The 15,252-nt window shown below is 46.4% G+C and carries 18 protein-coding genes and 1 pseudogene; 9 read left to right on the top strand and 10 right to left on the bottom strand.

Annotated elements, in window-relative coordinates; all coding sequences use genetic code 11:
* Positions 1-112 precede the first annotated feature (112 nt).
* Complete coding sequence (gene gltA / locus BN6471_RS01340) at positions 113-1,507, bottom strand: NADPH-dependent glutamate synthase (protein WP_066644751.1); 1,395 nt, start codon at positions 1,505-1,507, stop codon at positions 113-115.
* A gap of 3 nt (positions 1,508-1,510) precedes the next feature.
* A complete protein-coding gene (locus BN6471_RS01335; RefSeq protein ID WP_066644749.1) occupies positions 1,511-2,356 on the bottom strand; it encodes a sulfide/dihydroorotate dehydrogenase-like FAD/NAD-binding protein in 846 nt (281 codons plus the stop codon).
* A gap of 175 nt (positions 2,357-2,531) precedes the next feature.
* Between BN6471_RS01335 and BN6471_RS01330 the strand changes: the two genes are divergently transcribed.
* The 3 genes from BN6471_RS01330 (at position 2,532) to BN6471_RS01320 (ending at position 6,179) form a co-directional block, all read left to right on the top strand.
* Complete coding sequence (locus BN6471_RS01330) at positions 2,532-3,929, top strand: MATE family efflux transporter (RefSeq protein ID WP_082903254.1); 1,398 nt, start codon at positions 2,532-2,534, stop codon at positions 3,927-3,929.
* Positions 3,930-3,948: 19 nt separating this feature from the next.
* The gene (locus BN6471_RS01325) at positions 3,949-4,584 is read left to right on the top strand and encodes a TetR/AcrR family transcriptional regulator (RefSeq protein WP_066644747.1); all 636 of its coding nucleotides are present in this window, start codon (positions 3,949-3,951) and stop codon (positions 4,582-4,584) included.
* Between the two features lie 278 nt (positions 4,585-4,862).
* Positions 4,863-6,179, top strand: a complete 1,317-nt coding sequence (locus BN6471_RS01320) for a hypothetical protein (protein ID WP_066644745.1) — start codon at positions 4,863-4,865, stop codon at positions 6,177-6,179.
* On the opposite strand, the gene BN6471_RS01315 is transcribed toward BN6471_RS01320, so the two are convergent.
* On the bottom strand, positions 6,180-6,428 hold the full coding sequence (locus BN6471_RS01315; RefSeq protein ID WP_046443908.1) for a helix-turn-helix domain-containing protein: 249 nt from the start codon (positions 6,426-6,428) through the stop codon (positions 6,180-6,182).
* Between the two features lie 119 nt (positions 6,429-6,547).
* On the opposite strand from BN6471_RS01315, the gene BN6471_RS01310 reads away from it, so the two are divergent.
* The 3 genes and pseudogenes from BN6471_RS01310 to BN6471_RS01300 all read left to right on the top strand — a co-directional run.
* Positions 6,548-6,904, top strand: a complete 357-nt coding sequence (locus tag BN6471_RS01310) for a hypothetical protein (RefSeq protein WP_046443909.1) — start codon at positions 6,548-6,550, stop codon at positions 6,902-6,904.
* 246 nt (positions 6,905-7,150) lie between these two features.
* Positions 7,151-7,369: a hypothetical protein gene (locus tag BN6471_RS01305; protein ID WP_046443910.1), complete on the top strand. Its 219-nt coding sequence runs from the start codon at positions 7,151-7,153 to the stop codon at positions 7,367-7,369.
* Positions 7,369-7,545, top strand: a pseudogene (locus BN6471_RS01300) (recombinase family protein); the annotation flags it as partial. The gene BN6471_RS01305 and the pseudogene BN6471_RS01300, both read left to right, overlap by 1 nt.
* 7 nt (positions 7,546-7,552) lie before the next feature.
* On the opposite strand, the gene BN6471_RS01295 reads toward BN6471_RS01300, so the two are convergent.
* From BN6471_RS01295 to BN6471_RS12465, 6 genes are all read right to left on the bottom strand, one after another.
* Positions 7,553-9,226, bottom strand: a complete 1,674-nt coding sequence (locus tag BN6471_RS01295; protein ID WP_002604471.1) for a recombinase family protein — start codon at positions 9,224-9,226, stop codon at positions 7,553-7,555.
* Positions 9,227-9,303: 77 nt separating this feature from the next.
* The gene (locus tag BN6471_RS12475) at positions 9,304-9,477 is read right to left on the bottom strand and encodes a transposon-encoded TnpW family protein (protein ID WP_002604472.1); all 174 of its coding nucleotides are present in this window, start codon (positions 9,475-9,477) and stop codon (positions 9,304-9,306) included.
* Positions 9,478-9,935: 458 nt separating this feature from the next.
* Entirely contained in the window at positions 9,936-10,178 is a 243-nt protein-coding gene (locus BN6471_RS01290) for a helix-turn-helix domain-containing protein (protein WP_002604473.1), read from the bottom strand.
* Positions 10,162-10,599, bottom strand: coding sequence for a sigma-70 family RNA polymerase sigma factor (locus BN6471_RS01285; protein ID WP_002604474.1), 438 nt, complete (start codon positions 10,597-10,599; stop codon positions 10,162-10,164). Before BN6471_RS01285 ends, BN6471_RS01290 begins: the two co-directional genes overlap by 17 nt.
* 473 nt (positions 10,600-11,072) lie before the next feature.
* A complete protein-coding gene (gene rlmN / locus BN6471_RS01280; protein ID WP_002584956.1) occupies positions 11,073-12,056 on the bottom strand; it encodes a 23S rRNA (adenine(2503)-C(2))-methyltransferase RlmN in 984 nt (327 codons plus the stop codon).
* Between the two features lie 16 nt (positions 12,057-12,072).
* On the bottom strand, positions 12,073-12,258 hold the full coding sequence (locus tag BN6471_RS12465; protein WP_003431289.1) for a cysteine-rich KTR domain-containing protein: 186 nt from the start codon (positions 12,256-12,258) through the stop codon (positions 12,073-12,075).
* A 397-nt stretch (positions 12,259-12,655) separates the two neighbouring features.
* Here BN6471_RS12465 and BN6471_RS01275 point away from each other — a divergent pair, with 397 nt between their 5' ends.
* The 3 genes from BN6471_RS01275 to BN6471_RS01265 all read left to right on the top strand — a co-directional run bounded on the left by BN6471_RS01275 (position 12,656) and on the right by BN6471_RS01265 (position 14,838).
* Positions 12,656-13,012, top strand: coding sequence for a helix-turn-helix transcriptional regulator (locus tag BN6471_RS01275; protein WP_002584957.1), 357 nt, complete (start codon positions 12,656-12,658; stop codon positions 13,010-13,012).
* Positions 13,013-13,213: 201 nt separating this feature from the next.
* Positions 13,214-13,543: a plasmid mobilization protein gene (locus BN6471_RS01270; protein ID WP_002584958.1), complete on the top strand. Its 330-nt coding sequence runs from the start codon at positions 13,214-13,216 to the stop codon at positions 13,541-13,543.
* Entirely contained in the window at positions 13,504-14,838 is a 1,335-nt protein-coding gene (locus BN6471_RS01265; protein WP_066644743.1) for a relaxase/mobilization nuclease domain-containing protein, read from the top strand. Before BN6471_RS01270 ends, BN6471_RS01265 begins: the two co-directional genes overlap by 40 nt.
* 201 nt (positions 14,839-15,039) lie before the next feature.
* On the opposite strand, the gene BN6471_RS01260 is transcribed toward BN6471_RS01265, so the two are convergent.
* Positions 15,040-15,249: a transposon-transfer assisting family protein gene (locus tag BN6471_RS01260; RefSeq protein ID WP_002584960.1), complete on the bottom strand. Its 210-nt coding sequence runs from the start codon at positions 15,247-15,249 to the stop codon at positions 15,040-15,042.
* Positions 15,250-15,252 lie beyond the last annotated feature (3 nt).

Here is a 15,252-nt window from a genome sequence, read left to right as displayed (position 1 = left end):
GGTTATTTTGGTTTTATTATAAATTCTTTTTGCTTTTCAGGCAAGAGCTTTCCTGAAAAACATCAAAAAAGACTATCCAATTCAATGGATAGTCCTTTGATGTGTTAAATATTTATCTGCTCAAATACTCATCGATACTCTTAGCAGCGGTTTTGCCCGCGCCCATGGCAAGGATCACGGTGGCAGCGCCGGTCACAGCATCGCCGCCCGCATATACGCCGGGGATGGACGTCGCGCCTGTCTCCTCGTCCGTGATGATCCCGCCCCACGATTGCGTCTTGAGTGCCGGCGTCGAGTTCTTGATCATAGGGTTGGGAGACTGGCCGATAGCCACGATCACCGCATCCATGGGCAGTGTGTATTCGCTGCCTTCTATGACCACCGGCCGCCTGCGCCCGGAGGCATCCGGCTCTCCCAGTTCCATGTGCACGTTCTTCAGCGCCGTCACATTGCCCTTTTCGTCGCCCAGGATCTCCACCGGCGCTTCCAGCAGCCGGAAGTCGATGCCCTCTTCCTTTGCGTGGTGCACTTCCTCAAGCCGCGCAGGCATCTCTGCCTCGCTCCGGCGGTAGATGATGTATACGTTGCCCGCGCCCAGGCGCTTCGCGCAGCGCGCCGCGTCCATCGCCACGTTCCCGCCGCCGATCACCGCTACGTTGGAATACGGCTTGATGGGCGTATCGTAAGACGGGTATTGGTACGCGTGCATCAAATTGATGCGCGTCAGGAATTCATTTGCCGAGTATACGTCGTTCAGGTTCTCGCCCGGGATATTCATAAAGGAGGGCAGCCCGGCCCCGCTGCCGATGAATACGGCCTCATAGCCCTGCTCCTTCAGCTCGTCTATGGTAAGTATCTTGCCGATCACCATGTCAAGCTCAATATCCGCCCCCATCTCCTTTAAGACGTTGATCTCCAGGTCGACGATCTCCTTGGGCAGGCGGAACTGCGGGATGCCGTATTTGAGCACGCCGCCCGCCGTATGGAAGGCCTCGAACACCGTCACATCGTAGCCGCGCTTCAAAAGGTCCGAAGCGCACGTCAGCCCTGCCGGGCCGCTGCCGATCACCGCTACCTTTTTGCCGTTCTTGGGCGGCAGCCCCTTGACCCCCAGCGCACCCTGCGACATCGCGAAGTCCGCTGCGAAGCGCTCCAGGCGCCCGATGCCGACCGGCTCGCCCTTTTTACCGCGCACGCAGTATTTCTCGCACTGGCTCTCCTGCGGGCATACCCTGCCGCATACGGCCGGCAGGCCGTTGGTTGCCGTGATCACGTTATATGCTTCCAGGAAGTTCCCTTCCTTGATTTCGTGGATGAACTCCGGGATGTTGACCTGTACCGGACACCCCGCTACGCACGGGCGGTTTTTGCACTCCAAACACCGCTGGCTTTCTTCCTGTGCCATCGCGGCCGTATACCCCAGCGCCACCTCTTCAAAGTTTTTGGCGCGCTCCGCTGCGTCGAGCTCTGGCATCTTTACCTTCTCAAGCGACATATTCCTATCCATCCGTCAGTTCTCCTTATCCGCCATCTGCACAAGCCGGCAGTCTTCACTGCGTTCCTTCAAGCCGTCGTACATGGCGAGGCGGCGCATCGCCGCGTCAAAATCCACCTCGTGGCCGTCAAAGTCCGGCCCGTCGATGCACGCAAACTTCGTTTTGCCGCCCACCACCAGCCGGCAGCCCCCGCACATGCCCGTGCCGTCGATCATCACAGGGTTCATGCTCACGATGGTTTTGATCCCATATTCTTTAGTGAGCGCCGAAACGAATTTCATCATCGGGATGGGCCCGATCGCCACCACCACGTCATATTCCGCGCCGCTTTCGATCTGCTGCTTTAAAGCGTCCGTCACAAAGCCGTGCACCCCGAACGAACCGTCGTCCGTTGTGATGATCAGCTTATCGCTCGCTGCCTTCATCTCGTCCTCTAATATAATGATATCCTTTGTTTTGAAGCCCGCGATCATGTCGACGCTCACGCCCATTGCCTTTAAGTGCCTGGCCTGCGGCAGCGCAATCGCGCATCCCAGACCGCCGCCGATCACCGCCGCTTTTTTGATGGATGGGTCAAAGTGCGACGCCACGCCAAGAGGCCCCACCACGTCCCGGATCGCCTCGCCCTGTCCCAGCGTACCCAGCTGCTGCGTGGATCTGCCGATCTGCGCAAAGATGATGGTGATCGTCCCGGCCTCACGGTCAAAGTCCGCGATGGTCAGCGGGAAACGCTCCCCTTTATCATGGGTGCGGAGCACAACAAACTGTCCGCTTTGCGCTTTCCTTGCGATCAGCGGCGCTTCGATCACCATTTTCGTGATCCCTCTTGCCAGTTCTGCTTTTTCTAAAATTTTGAACATGATTCACACTCCATCCTTGATTGTTACAACATTTATTATATCGGAACGACCCGCCTTATACAAGGAAAAAACTTTATATAACGCATTGACATACGCTTTTTTTGAGATTAAGATGGTATTGTTATAATGAACGTACGTTCAGTAAAATTCTGGAAATGCAAGTACGAGGCGAGGAATGGAAGAGAAAATAGACCTGCGTGCACAAATGATGGGTACGGCCAAAATTCCGACAGCGATCATCCGTCTGGCGATCCCTGCGATCATCAGTATGGTGGTCATGGCGATCTACAATATGGCGGACACATACTTTGTCAGCATCTCGCCGGAAGGCTATCTGGGAACAGCGGCGGTGTCCGTGTTTATGCCGATCATGCTCACGACACAAGCGCTTTCTATTTTGTTCGCCGCGGGCGGCGCGGCCTATCTTTCCCGCCTGCTGGGCGCCAAGGAGCTTGAAAAGGCGGGGAAAACCGCGACAACGACGATCACGCTCGCGTTTCTGATGGGCGTATTTGTGGCGGTAGCCGGCTGTATCGCTGCGCGGCCCATGCTTTTGTGGCTGGGGGCTTCGGACAGTACGATCGAGCTTGCAATGGATTATGCGATCGTGATGTTCCTGGCTTCGCCGGTGCAGCTTACCAATATGGCTTTCAACAACCTGCTGCGCGCGGAAGGGAGCGCGCTACAGTCCATGACGGGGATGGTCATCGGCGCTGTGCTGAATATCATCATGGATCCGATTTTCATCTTTACGTTCAACATGGGCGTGATGGGTGCGGCAGTCGCGACCGCGATCTCGCAGGTCGTTGCCTTCCTGATCCTGTCCTCGAATTACTGGCGTAAAAAAACGGTAGCGCCTTTCCGGCTGAAAGGCTTCCGTTTTGACAGGGAAATTATTTCCTATATTACGCGGATCGGTTCTTCTACGTTTTTGACGCAGCTTTTGGCAGCAGTGGGATTTGCAGTCATCAATGTGTGTGCTAAACCGTATGGGGATGCGGCAATTGCCGCCTTTGGCATTGTGAATCGCATACAATTTTTAGGGTTTGCGCTGATCTTTGGGTTTGCACAAGGCTATCAACCGGTCGCCGGGTATAATTTTGGGGCTTATAAATTCAAGCGGCTGAAATCGGCCATGAAGTTCGGCATCGCGGTCGCCCTGGCGATCGGCGCCTGCGTGACGCTGCTGTGCTATTTCCTGGCGCCGCAAATGATGCATATTTTTACCACCGACGATTATGTGACGCAAATCGGGATCCCGGCGCTTCGTTGGTTTACGGCAGGGTTCACGCTGACCGCTTTTACACTGATCATGATGATGACGCACCAGGCGTTTGGCCGCGCGACGGGCGCGTTGGTATTATCCATTTCGCGGCAGGGCGTATGCCTGATCCCAACAGTGCTTGTATTGGCGAACGTACTCGGCCTGATCGGGATCATGATCTCGCCGCTGGTGGCGGATGTCATTTCGGGGATCATCGCTGTGATCCTTGCCGTGCGGATTTTCGGCTATATCCGCCGCAGGGAAGAAGAATATGCGTTGGGACTTGTCGATACGTGCGTTGAGCAATGACGCGCAGAAGGGGAATACTATGCCTAAGAAAATCGAAGACGTTACACAGAAGATCATCAATGCAGCTTTGGAGATCTACCACAAGGAAGGGTACGACAGCCTTTCCATGCGCCGTATCGCCGAGGTGAGCGGGCTCGCCGTAGGTACGGTGTATACCCACTTTGAAGACAAGGAAGCGCTGCTGGCACAGGTACTTGCCGGCGAGATCGAGCAGATCATGACGCAGTTTATGGAAACCGTGTTCGGCAAGGAACCGAAGGAAGCGCTTTACGGCGCGATCTATTGCTTTATCGGCCGCATGGTGGAAACGCCGGAGGATGTGATCAACCAGGTCGTCAATTTTGAATCGGACAAGGAATACATCGAACGTACGCTGTTCGGGATCCGCAAGCAGGTGCAGCAGCTCTTTGTGGAACTGATCACGCGGGTATTCATGGAATATAAGGTGAATATCACGGAAAAGGACGCGGAAGTGCTGTCAGAGCTGTTGTTCGGCATGCTCAATTCGATCTCGCTTTACGGCGTAGGAAACGTGGACGAGCGTTCGAGGTTGGTGTTCGATATGCTGATCGCCTATGCGGAAAAAGAGGCAGACCGGCATAAAAGCAAAGCGCCGAAAAAACCGGCCAAAGCAAAAGAAAAGAAAAAGAGCTGACCCAATCGGCGTTATCCATAAAACAGGAAACCGAAAGGAATAGCTGTCAAACAGGATTGGCATGAAAAGACCAATGAGGAGAATTTAACTCATTGGTCTTTTTATTACGTCGACATTTAGACCCTGTTTTTAGTGATTTAGGTACAAACACCTTGGCTCCCTAAAACTGCACTCTGAACCCCGCATGGTTAAAGGCCCCAAAGTGCTCTAAAGGGTAACAAAAAACATATAGGGGTGATATAATATTTATATATAAATAAATATTTGGAGATCAGAAAATGGATATTGATATAAAAAGCTTTGACAAGATAATTCATAATAATAGATGCGCATTTTTATGTGGCAATGGATTCAGCATGAATTTTGATACGGATTTTGGAAATATTTATGACCGATTAACGGCCGCAAACAAGCTCGTAAAAACTAAAATTGTATATCAAACAAACGCACAAAATCAAAATTTTGCGCGCATTCTTGAAACCAATTATCAAGCTGCATTTAATATTATGGTTAATGCCAATCAGGGTCAATTTGATTCCTTATTTGAGAGCGGAATTCAATTTGCGGATACAATTTTAGAAAGCGAGCATATTGTTGATATCCTAAAAAAAGAAGGCCTAATTAATGAATTGATTTTTAAAAAGAGCCAAATTAGCTTAGTTGAACTAATTTCAGAGCACGGACATAAACATGGTTACAAATCTGTCAATATTGAATATTGGCCCGTATTAATTTACTTATATTTTGCTATTAAAGAAGTCAAACAAAATTATTATTCATGCCCAAAAGATAATGATTTTATATCACTTATAGAAGCTGGAAATAAATATCCGTTTCCGATTCCATCAGTTGCTAAAAAGAATAAATCTTATATTGTTTGTCAAAATGTACTAATGAATGGATTTAATACTTACTATAGAATATTATTTTCAACTGCAATATTTTGCAATGGAAAAGCCGTTTGTATAAATGATTTAGATAAGTGGGATAGTTTAGATATAAATAAACTTAAAAATTTTCTTGATCTCTTTGAAACTATTTATACTTTGAATTATGATAATATTCTCGAAAATCTAGTAAAAAAAGAAATAATCCATTTACATGGCAAATATGATGAAAATACTCATGCATATGTAAATTATCAAAATTTTGGAATTGAATGTAATAAAAAATGGTATGATTTTTCCGATATTCTAATAGGGGATTACTTTATTAGTAAAGGGTTCTTCAATAACGTAGCTACTATACAAAAATCTAATGACAAAATTAATAAAGCAATTCCTAAAATCCATGAAAATATTGACAGCGGTCTTGCAGATAGAGAAATAAATACAGTTATAATTTTTGGCTTGAATATTAATAATGACCAGCACATTTTAAGAGATTTGATGCTTGCGTTTTATGATCAACAGGCGGAAAATCCTAAATTCATTTACTGTTTTTGGGACGAAGACGACAAAAAGAGTTTCCAATATTGGTATGATGCCTCAATTACATTTCGAGAAGATGTTTCTGAATATGTAAAATCTATTGAACTCTTGTTTTTGGGTTCCAAAGATGTTCTAAAAGACTATTTTGGTGTCATGTTTAATTAATTACTCGTGCGGCTTAATTCCTTTAAAAAACTCTGCAAAATCCACATTATAAACTTGCTGGAGCGCAACCAAATCCGTCACCTTTATATTGCGTTTCCCAAGTTCTATTTTTGCATAGGCTGGACGATCAAGAGGACTCCCTAATAAATTCATTTGTGCAACTACTTTGCTTTGTGACAAACCAGAATCAGCCCGCAACCGTTTTAAATTTGTAGATAAACTCACATTTTGAAGAATCATATTTCTCATAACAGTACCCCTTTAAAAAATTGTGCCTAATTAGACACATCTTTTTCTTGATTATATAATTATCTCTATGATATAATGGAGTCCAATGGGACTCTGATTTTATCTAAGGAGAAATAATCATGTCAAATAAAAAAGTATTGGAATGTTTAGAGCAAAATGTTGAGGGATTAGAAAGAATCCAAAACCTAATGCGGTTTGAAGACCATCTCATATACAGCGATCTTATGTTGGAAATCAACTTAGATCATTTTAATGGATATGAAGCTTTATTACCTGTCATGCTTATATCGACAGATGACCCTGTCATTGAGCGAACAGGTAAGCGTCTTTTGCTCCAACTATATAGTGAGAAATTACAGGAAATCGGCGGTCGGCAGATCGTTGATCGCGTGACAGATATTTTGACCGAAGAAAAAAATCAATGGGACAAGAGAATCAAGCGTCTGCGTAAATTGAAAAAGCAAAATAAATTGTAAACATTTCTGAAAAAGGTTCCTTTTTGGGTGTTTCGGATTGTGTTAGTAGTGAGGGGACATATACGGGATATTCGGTCTACCAGCAAGCATAGGAAGTGTATTAACACTTCCACCTTTTGAATCATGTGCGCTTGCGCGTCCATGATTCAAAATTGCTTGTGCCCTCACAGGCTAACGCCTGCTGGGGCAGACCCTTGGGGAGAATCCCCAAACCCCTCTAGTCTATCACAAAACGGAAAGGAACCCATGAGCAAAATACGAATCGTAAATAATAGTATCGTTGTAAAGAACCCGACCGCATTTATCCTGCCCGCAATCAATCTATCAATCACAAAAGGCACGACAATTTATTCGGTCACAGGGATTTACAGGGGTACAAAACCATTGACGCAAAAGCTGTATCGTGTCATGGAAAACGAATTTGAATCCTGTATTGGCAGCCTGCACGAAAAGGAGGATTTGTAATGAAGCAGACTGACCATATCACGGCTTTGTATTGCCGCCTGTCGCGGGACGATGAACTGGACGGCGAGAGCAACAGCATACAAAACCAAAAGAATATATTGGCGAAATACGCCAAAGAAAACCATTTCCAAAATCCGGTATTCTTTGTAGACGACGGCGTGAGCGGCACAACCTTTGCTGGGGTTAGATAGCGATACTTTTTACATCTACCATGTTGCGGCGGTCATGGTTGACAACTTGCGTCGGCTCCTGCTCGGTATCAACCTGTCCGACAAAGCTATAATGGATTTCGATTTTCCGGGTGTTGGTTTCCCGGTCTAATTCATGTATCAAAATACGGTCGATAAACTCATGGACGTTTTCATAGGTCAATTCCTGTATGTCGCTGTATTTCCCGACAATCTGAATAAACCTTGATATATCCCTTTTTCGCTCGGTAACGGTTGCGATCTGCTGTTGTAACTCGTCTATCCTTGCGGCAAGGGATTTCTTTTCGTCCTCATAGCCGGAAGTTAGAAACACAAACCGTTCATCTGTCAGTCTGCCTAATGCGTTGTCCTCATACAGCTTGCGGAAAAGCGTGTCAAGTTCGGTCATACGCGCCTGTGCTTTGAAAAGTTCCTTTTGCTGCTGCGCTAATGCCTTTCTCGCTTCCATGTCGCCGTACTCGGTAGCTTTACAGATAAAGTCCTGTTCGTGTTCCTTAACATACCGCAAAACCCGCCGCATATCTTCCAGCACTAAATCAAGAAGTACGTTTTTGCGGATATAATGAGAGGTACACTCGCTGCCTGTCCTTGCCCTGTTGCGCCATGCGCCGCAAGAATAGGAAAACTTGCGCGGCTCGATATTTACGCCCTGTTGGTAATACATCTTATGTCTGCAACCAGCGCAAAACAGCAAGCCGGAAAAAATATCAATCTCCGCTGCTTTTGTCGGGCGGTGGCGGGTAGCAATCCGCTTTTGCGCAAGTTCAAAGGTTTCCTCGTCAACAAGCGGCTCATGGGTGTTTGGGAAGAAATAGCGTTGTTCTTCTTCGTTCTTCCGGGTCTTTTTCGACTTGTAGGATACCTTGTGAGTTTTCGCGGTTATGGTATGCCCTAAATATTCCTGCCTTGCTAATATGTCATAGAGCGTTTTGTCCGGCCAAGTATAGGGGGCGATCATTGCCCGCTGATACCGCGCCTGTCCTGTACGCTGATAGCGCAACGCTCCAATCGTCAAGACTTTGTTTTCCGCAAGCCATTTTTGGATTTCGCACATACGCACGCCGCTAACAAACATAGCGAAAACCTGTTTGACAATCGGCGCGGTTTCCGGGTCGGGTATAAGGTGGTGGCGGTTGTTCGGGTCTGGGATATAGCCGTATGGATATTCCCCGTTGACGCGCTCGCCTTTTTGCGCCTGTGCCTGTTTAACTGCGCGGATTTTCTTGCTTGTGTCGCGGGCGTAAAACTCGTTAAACCAGTTCCGCAAGGGGGTAAACTCGTTATCCTCCCGCGCTGTGTCAACTCCGTCGTTGATCGCGATATAGCGTACTCCGTTTTCGGGAAATACAATCTCTATGAGTTCGCCCGTTTTCAGATAGTTTCTGCCAAGACGGGAAAGGTCTTTGGTAATGACCGTCGCCACTCGTCCGGCTTCCACTTCCTGCAACATCGCTTGCAGCCCCTCGCGCTCAAAACTCACGCCGGAAAATCCGTCGTCCACAAAAAACTTTGTGTTCAAAAAATGGTGTTCGTCCGCATAGCGTTGAAGTATCATTTTTTGGTGCTGTATGCTTCCGCTTTCTCCGGCTTGCATATCCTCTTGACTTAAACGGCAGTAAAGGGCGGTGATTTTATTCGACTGTAACATTAGTCCTCCTTTCCGACAGCCGAATAAACAGGTATAATGTGTTGCTATCATTATACCATATCCCGCCGCCTAATGCACTACTCGGACGCTAAAAAGCCCGGATTTCCGGGCTTTTTCTGCAAATCCTTTACAATGAGTTTCTCAATCTTTTTATGGATTGTATCGGTTGCCTTTTCACTCGGCAACGCTTGAACAAGATAGGTGATTTTCCCTATTTTGCGTTCGGTTGTAATTGTCTGTTTTTTATCCATTAGAAAAACCTCCTTTTCCTGTATGGATAAACTATATTCGTCAAAAGGCAAAAACGGGCGGTTGTTAGCTGCAACCTCACGGGAGTTTCACCCCGGCCCATGCTTATGGGTGCGCCGCGCAATACTTTGAGGGTGTTCAACGCGGGAGTATCATTGTGCCGCCTTGTATGTCGTCGCCCACAAGCTGCTAAACCTGTTTTACGGCGCGGTAGTTCTCGCTCGGCTTTTCCCCTATGGGGAAAAGCTGTCATGGCGTACCCGCCGACTGGCTCGGTACAGACGGAATGTACCCGTTTGCCTGTTATGCTGCGCACCAAAGGCCGCTTTCTTTGTCAAGGAACAATAGGCTTTGTCGGCCTGCAAAAGCACATCAACAGCGGATATGCTTTTGCGGAACGACAAATAGCCCATAACGGGAAGCGTGGAAAGGGGACACGCTCCCCGCATGGGCTAAAAGATTATCCTACATGAAAAGCAAGGGTGCGGGTAATAAGGCGCACTTGCAGCCTGTTACGCATTTCCTCGTCCACATAGGAATAGGTATTGCCCGCGTCGTCTTTCAGCGTGCGGGTACAAAGTTTCGCTATGTAACCCTCGTAGTGCTTCAAGATCGCGCACATGGCGGTTGTGTCGCCGTTTGCCGCTGCGGAAATGACAGGGAACGGCAACAGATTTTCAGACTTCCTAACGGTATTCATCATCTGCTTTTCCCTCCAAATACTGTTTGATTTTCGCAAGCGCGGATTTCCTGTGCCGGAAAACCGTCGTGCGTACAACATTCAGCAGTTCGCCAATTTCCGCGTCGCTCATATCCAAGAAGTAGGACAAAAGGATAATGTCGCGTTTCCTTTCGGGCAAAGCGTTAAGGGCTTCGGCAAGCAGTTCATTTTTGACGAGTACATCAAAGCCGGACACTTGAAAACGGAAATAATCGCTTTCGTATTCGTCCGTTGTGAAAAGCTGCGCGAGTTCGCTTTCGCTCAAATCCGAAAAAGTAACTTCGCGTGCTGCGCGTTTCGCAAGAGTGCGACGGTGGCTTTTCGCTTCGCCGACCAAAGTTTTCTTTGCTAATGCGTCGTACTGATGTTGTATTCTTTCCTTGTCGGAAGAAGATAGCTCCATAGAGTTCACCTCCTTCCCGCGTGGAGTAGAGGACGGGAGTTAAGGGCTTGTCCTCTCTGCCCCTTTCGCTCCGTACCCGTTCGGGAGATGGCTCTTGAGTGCGCTTTTCAGAAAAAAGTTGAAAAAAGCAAAATGCGCCCGTCCGCAAGACGCGGACGGGCGCAAAGGAAATGTAAGCAGTAGCTAAATGTATTGACAGTTCACATTCATAGCCGGAATATCCCGCTTGCGGAGCATAGCTTTTTTTGACCGCAAAGCATTAGGCGGGTTACAGTAAATAAAAATGGACACGGCGATACCTCCCCGATACCGCCGTATCCTTAAAAAAGGGCGACTTTAATACACTACCCGCAATCCATTCTATAATAGGGAACAGCGGCTTTTGCGCAATATTAAATAAAAAAGCCGATAACACATAGGTTTTTTGACCTAATGCGTTATCGGCTCTGCGTCTATGCGTCTGGCACTTTTAATCATTTTTTTTTGAATTTATTATATGTGTTAGCTAACTGTCCACAAGCCGCGTTAATCTCTCTGCCATGAGAAACTCTCATAGTAACTTCAAGTCCTGCTTGCTCTAATTGATGTTTGAATGCAACTATTTCCCGTTTCTGTGGTGCTTTAATTCTTGAATTGCTTGTTGGGTTGTATTGTAACACGTTAATCATAACTTTTTTGCCCCGAAACCATTTTGCAAGTTGTCTTACATCTGAGGGCCGGTCATTTATACCCGGTAAAAGCAAATACGCAAAGACAATTTTGCGATTATGCCTTTCAGAATAGGATAAGGCTTGCTTAACAACATCTTCAATAGCATATATGCGCATGTGAGGAATAATACGATTTCTTGCAGATTGTGTTGCTGCGTGTAAAGATATTGTCAACTGAATTTTAAGATGTTCCTCGCGCAATTTTTTTAATTGATCGACCGGACCAACTGTTGATATGGTAATGCCGTCGGTTGGAAAGTTGAGCCCATATCTATCTCGGAGAATATGGATTGCTTTTATCAAGTTGTCATAATTGAATAAAGGCTCTCCCATACCCATAAAAACGATACGGTTTACTTTTCGACGCAACAATATAATCTGTTGTACGATTTCTGACGATGTTAGATTACGAACAAAGCCATTTCGCCCGGACTCACAAAAAATACAACCAACAGGACAACCGACTTGTGTGCTCACGCAAACAGTTCCACCATCTCGCCGCTTGATAAAAACCGTTTCAATGTATTTGTTGTCTTTCAGTTCGTAAACATACTTTTCAGTATCACTGCTTTTGCAAATATTTTTTACCAACATTGATAGATTTTTTTTGCGTGGTAATTGCTTATATAATTCTTCATATAAGGCTTTTGCTTCATTCTCGCCAATAACTTCCGACATTTCTTTGTAAGTAAATCCGTATGGATCATTCCGTACTTCCGCAGGCGTATATTTAGGTAAACGTTTCATTTTTATATCCTTTCTTCTAAATAATAAAAGTTTGTTTTTCTGTATTTTTGATTACAATCTCTAATTTTTCTACATCAATGATATGCGTCAATTTGCATTTAGGGCAGAAAAGAGGAAAATCTTTTAATACAGTATTATGAAATACTTGAACTCTCGTCTTTCCGTTACAAATCGGACATTTTATCCAATATTTTTTAAGCATTATATTTCACTCGTCCTTTTTACACAAAAAAATGCAGGTCAATCCTCAACATGAGCATTGACCTGCATTTATAATGCACAGAGCAGTACAACAAAACTAAGGCATGCTTGCACTATGTCTATACTATATCTATACGTCGTTAGTTTTTTGTATAGCATCCGCAAAATAAGCATGACAAAAAAGCCCATGTTGAAAATGGGAAAATCCTTTTTTTCAATGCTTATCTAATACGCATGCTATGCAACATAAACGCCGCCTCCTTTTACATAAATTTTATTTTATCAGAAAATCAGTCTACTGTCAATACACAACAGGAAGTATTTAACCTAATGATATGAATTGTGTGGACATATCCAAAAAGAAAGGTGAACTGTAAAATGTAACAGGGTGAATGAAAATGGCAAAAAGACCCGTACCATTGTACGACTTTAAGGCTTTCGGGGCAGCTATAAAAGCCGCGAGAAATGAATACGGCGAGAGCCGCAAAAAGGTAAGCGACGAGTTATATATTTCCCCGCGCTACCTTGCGAATATCGAGAACAAGGGACAACAGCCGAGTTTACAGGTATTCTATGACCTTGTAACCCGGTATCATATTTCGGTAGATCAATTTTTCTTCCCGAACAGCAATGCGGAGAAATCCACCGGGCGGCGGCAGCTTGACGCGCTGCTGGACGGTATGAGCGATAAAGGCATACGGATTGTAACCGCAACAGCAAGGGAGATAACGGAAGTCGAAAAAGCAGAGGATTAACCTCACAATATGAGAAATCGGGAGATTGCAGCGCATGGCGGCTGCAATCTTTTTTTGCGTCCAAAATCAAAGGAACGCGCAACAAATACCGCCTTTCGGTGGGGGTATGGAGTAGATAGCAAGCACAGCAAACGAGTACCCGTTTGCGGAAAATGCTTGTTGGGATAATCCCAAACCCTTATACCGAAAGGCGGTGCGGAAATGGAAAACCGAAAGAGAAATATACAGATGAAGTTTTACGTTACGGAAGAAGAAAAGCGGCTGATCGACGAGAAGATGAAGCAGCTTCCCATAAAGCAGTATGGGGCATACTTCCGTAAAATGGCGATAGACGGGTATATTCTTGTCGTTGACCGAAGCGACACAAAAGCATATATCCGGGAACTGCAAGCGGTGAGCCGGAACATCAACCAAATTGCAAAACGCGCCAATGCGACGGGGACGGTTTACAGGCAGGATATAGAGGACATTAAAAAGGCGGTGGACGAGATATGGCGGTTACAAAGACGCACCCTATTAAATCAACCTTAAAGGCTGCGATAGACTATATCTTAAATCCCGAAAAGACAGACGGGAAGCTGCTTGCGTCCTCTTTCGGCTGCGGGCTGGAAACCGCCGATATTGAGTTTGCATGGACGCGGGAAGCTGCCGGAGATCGCGGCACACATTTAGGGCGGCACTTGATACAATCCTTTGCGGTGGGAGAAACCACACCGGAAGAAGCGCACAAAATCGGCATGGAACTTGCCGGGGCGGTATTAGGCGGCAAGTATGAGTTTGTTTTGACAACTCACGTCGATAAAGACCATCTGCATAATCACTTGATTTTCAACGCGGTTAGCTTCGTTGACTACAAAAAGTACCATTCCAACAAGCAAAGCTATCACTTTATCCGGCGCACCAGCGACAGGATATGTAAAGAGCATGGGCTATCCGTCGTCGTACCGGGACAGGACAAGGGAAAAAGCTATGCAGAATACACCGCCGAAAAGCAAGGGACAAGCTACAAAGCAAAGCTGAAAACGGCGATAGATACTCTCATTCCCCAAGTGAAAGATTTTGACGAACTGCTGCGCCGCTTGCAGGAAATGGGGTATGAAATCAAACAGGGCAAATACATTTCCTTTCGCGCTGCCGGACAGGAACGGTTTACCCGCACAAAGACGCTCGGCGCGGCCTATACGGAAGAAGCGATAAAGGAGCGTATCAAGGGCGTGTATGTTGCCAAAACAAAAACGCTGCGGGAAGATAAGAAAATCCGGCTTGTCGTCGATCTTGAAAACAGTATCAAAGCCCAACAGTCGGCGGGCTATGAACGGTGGGCAAAAATCCATAATCTGAAACAGGCTGCTAAAAGCATGAACTTCCTAACCGAAAACAAGATTGAGTATTATAGCGAACTTGAAAGCAAGATAGCCGATATTATGACCGCTCATGACGCGGCGGCAAAGGCGATTAAGGAAGTGGAACAGCGTATGTCTGATTTGTCGCTGCTTATCAAGCACACCACCACATACCGACAGTTAAAACCGATTTACGATGAATACCGAAAATCGCCGGACAAGGAAAAGTATCTGCGGGGGCATGAAAGCGAAATTATCCTGTTTGAAGCTGCGGCAAGGGCATTAAAGGAAATGCAGATAAAGAAGCTGCCCGATCTCGCCGCGCTGCGCAAGGAGTATAGAAGCTTAAACGACAGGAAAACCAAATTGTATGAAGATTATCGGCAAGCCAAGAAGCAAATGCAGGAATACGGCGTTGTCAAAAAGAACGTCGATAGTATTCTTTACCCGTCCCAAAGCAGGGCGCGGGAGCAGGAGCGATAAGGCGCAAAACATGGGGTGGCAAGTGGAATGTTAAGGGCTGAAAACGCCTGTGTTTCTGCGGCTTCCAGCGCATGAAAACGACATAGACGATAAAGTATATTCAAACCCGCAAAAACGGCTTTCTAATTGTCCACGCAAGGACAAAAAAAGAACAGGGGCGCGGTGCCGGAAATCGGCAACCGCGCCCCTGTTCTCTATGGGCTATTCCTCGTCGGTCAAGATAAACTCCCTTTCGGAAAACTCGCTGTCCGTCATGGCTTGCAGCTTGTTCACCGCTGCGGCGGCAAGCTGGCGCATATCCTCGTCCATGTAGGGCATGGCGGCAAGGATATTTTCAAGCGTTGTTTCCCGGCTGTCCTCGGCGTAGATCGCAACAATGTTTTCTTCCTCAATGGTAAAGCGGGTATTCATGCT

Origin of the sequence: Christensenella timonensis, assembly GCF_900087015.1 — a bacterium.
GTDB classification, from domain to species: Bacteria; Bacillota; Clostridia; order Christensenellales; family Christensenellaceae; genus Christensenella; species Christensenella timonensis.
This window is presented reverse-complemented; position numbering and strand designations above follow the sequence as displayed.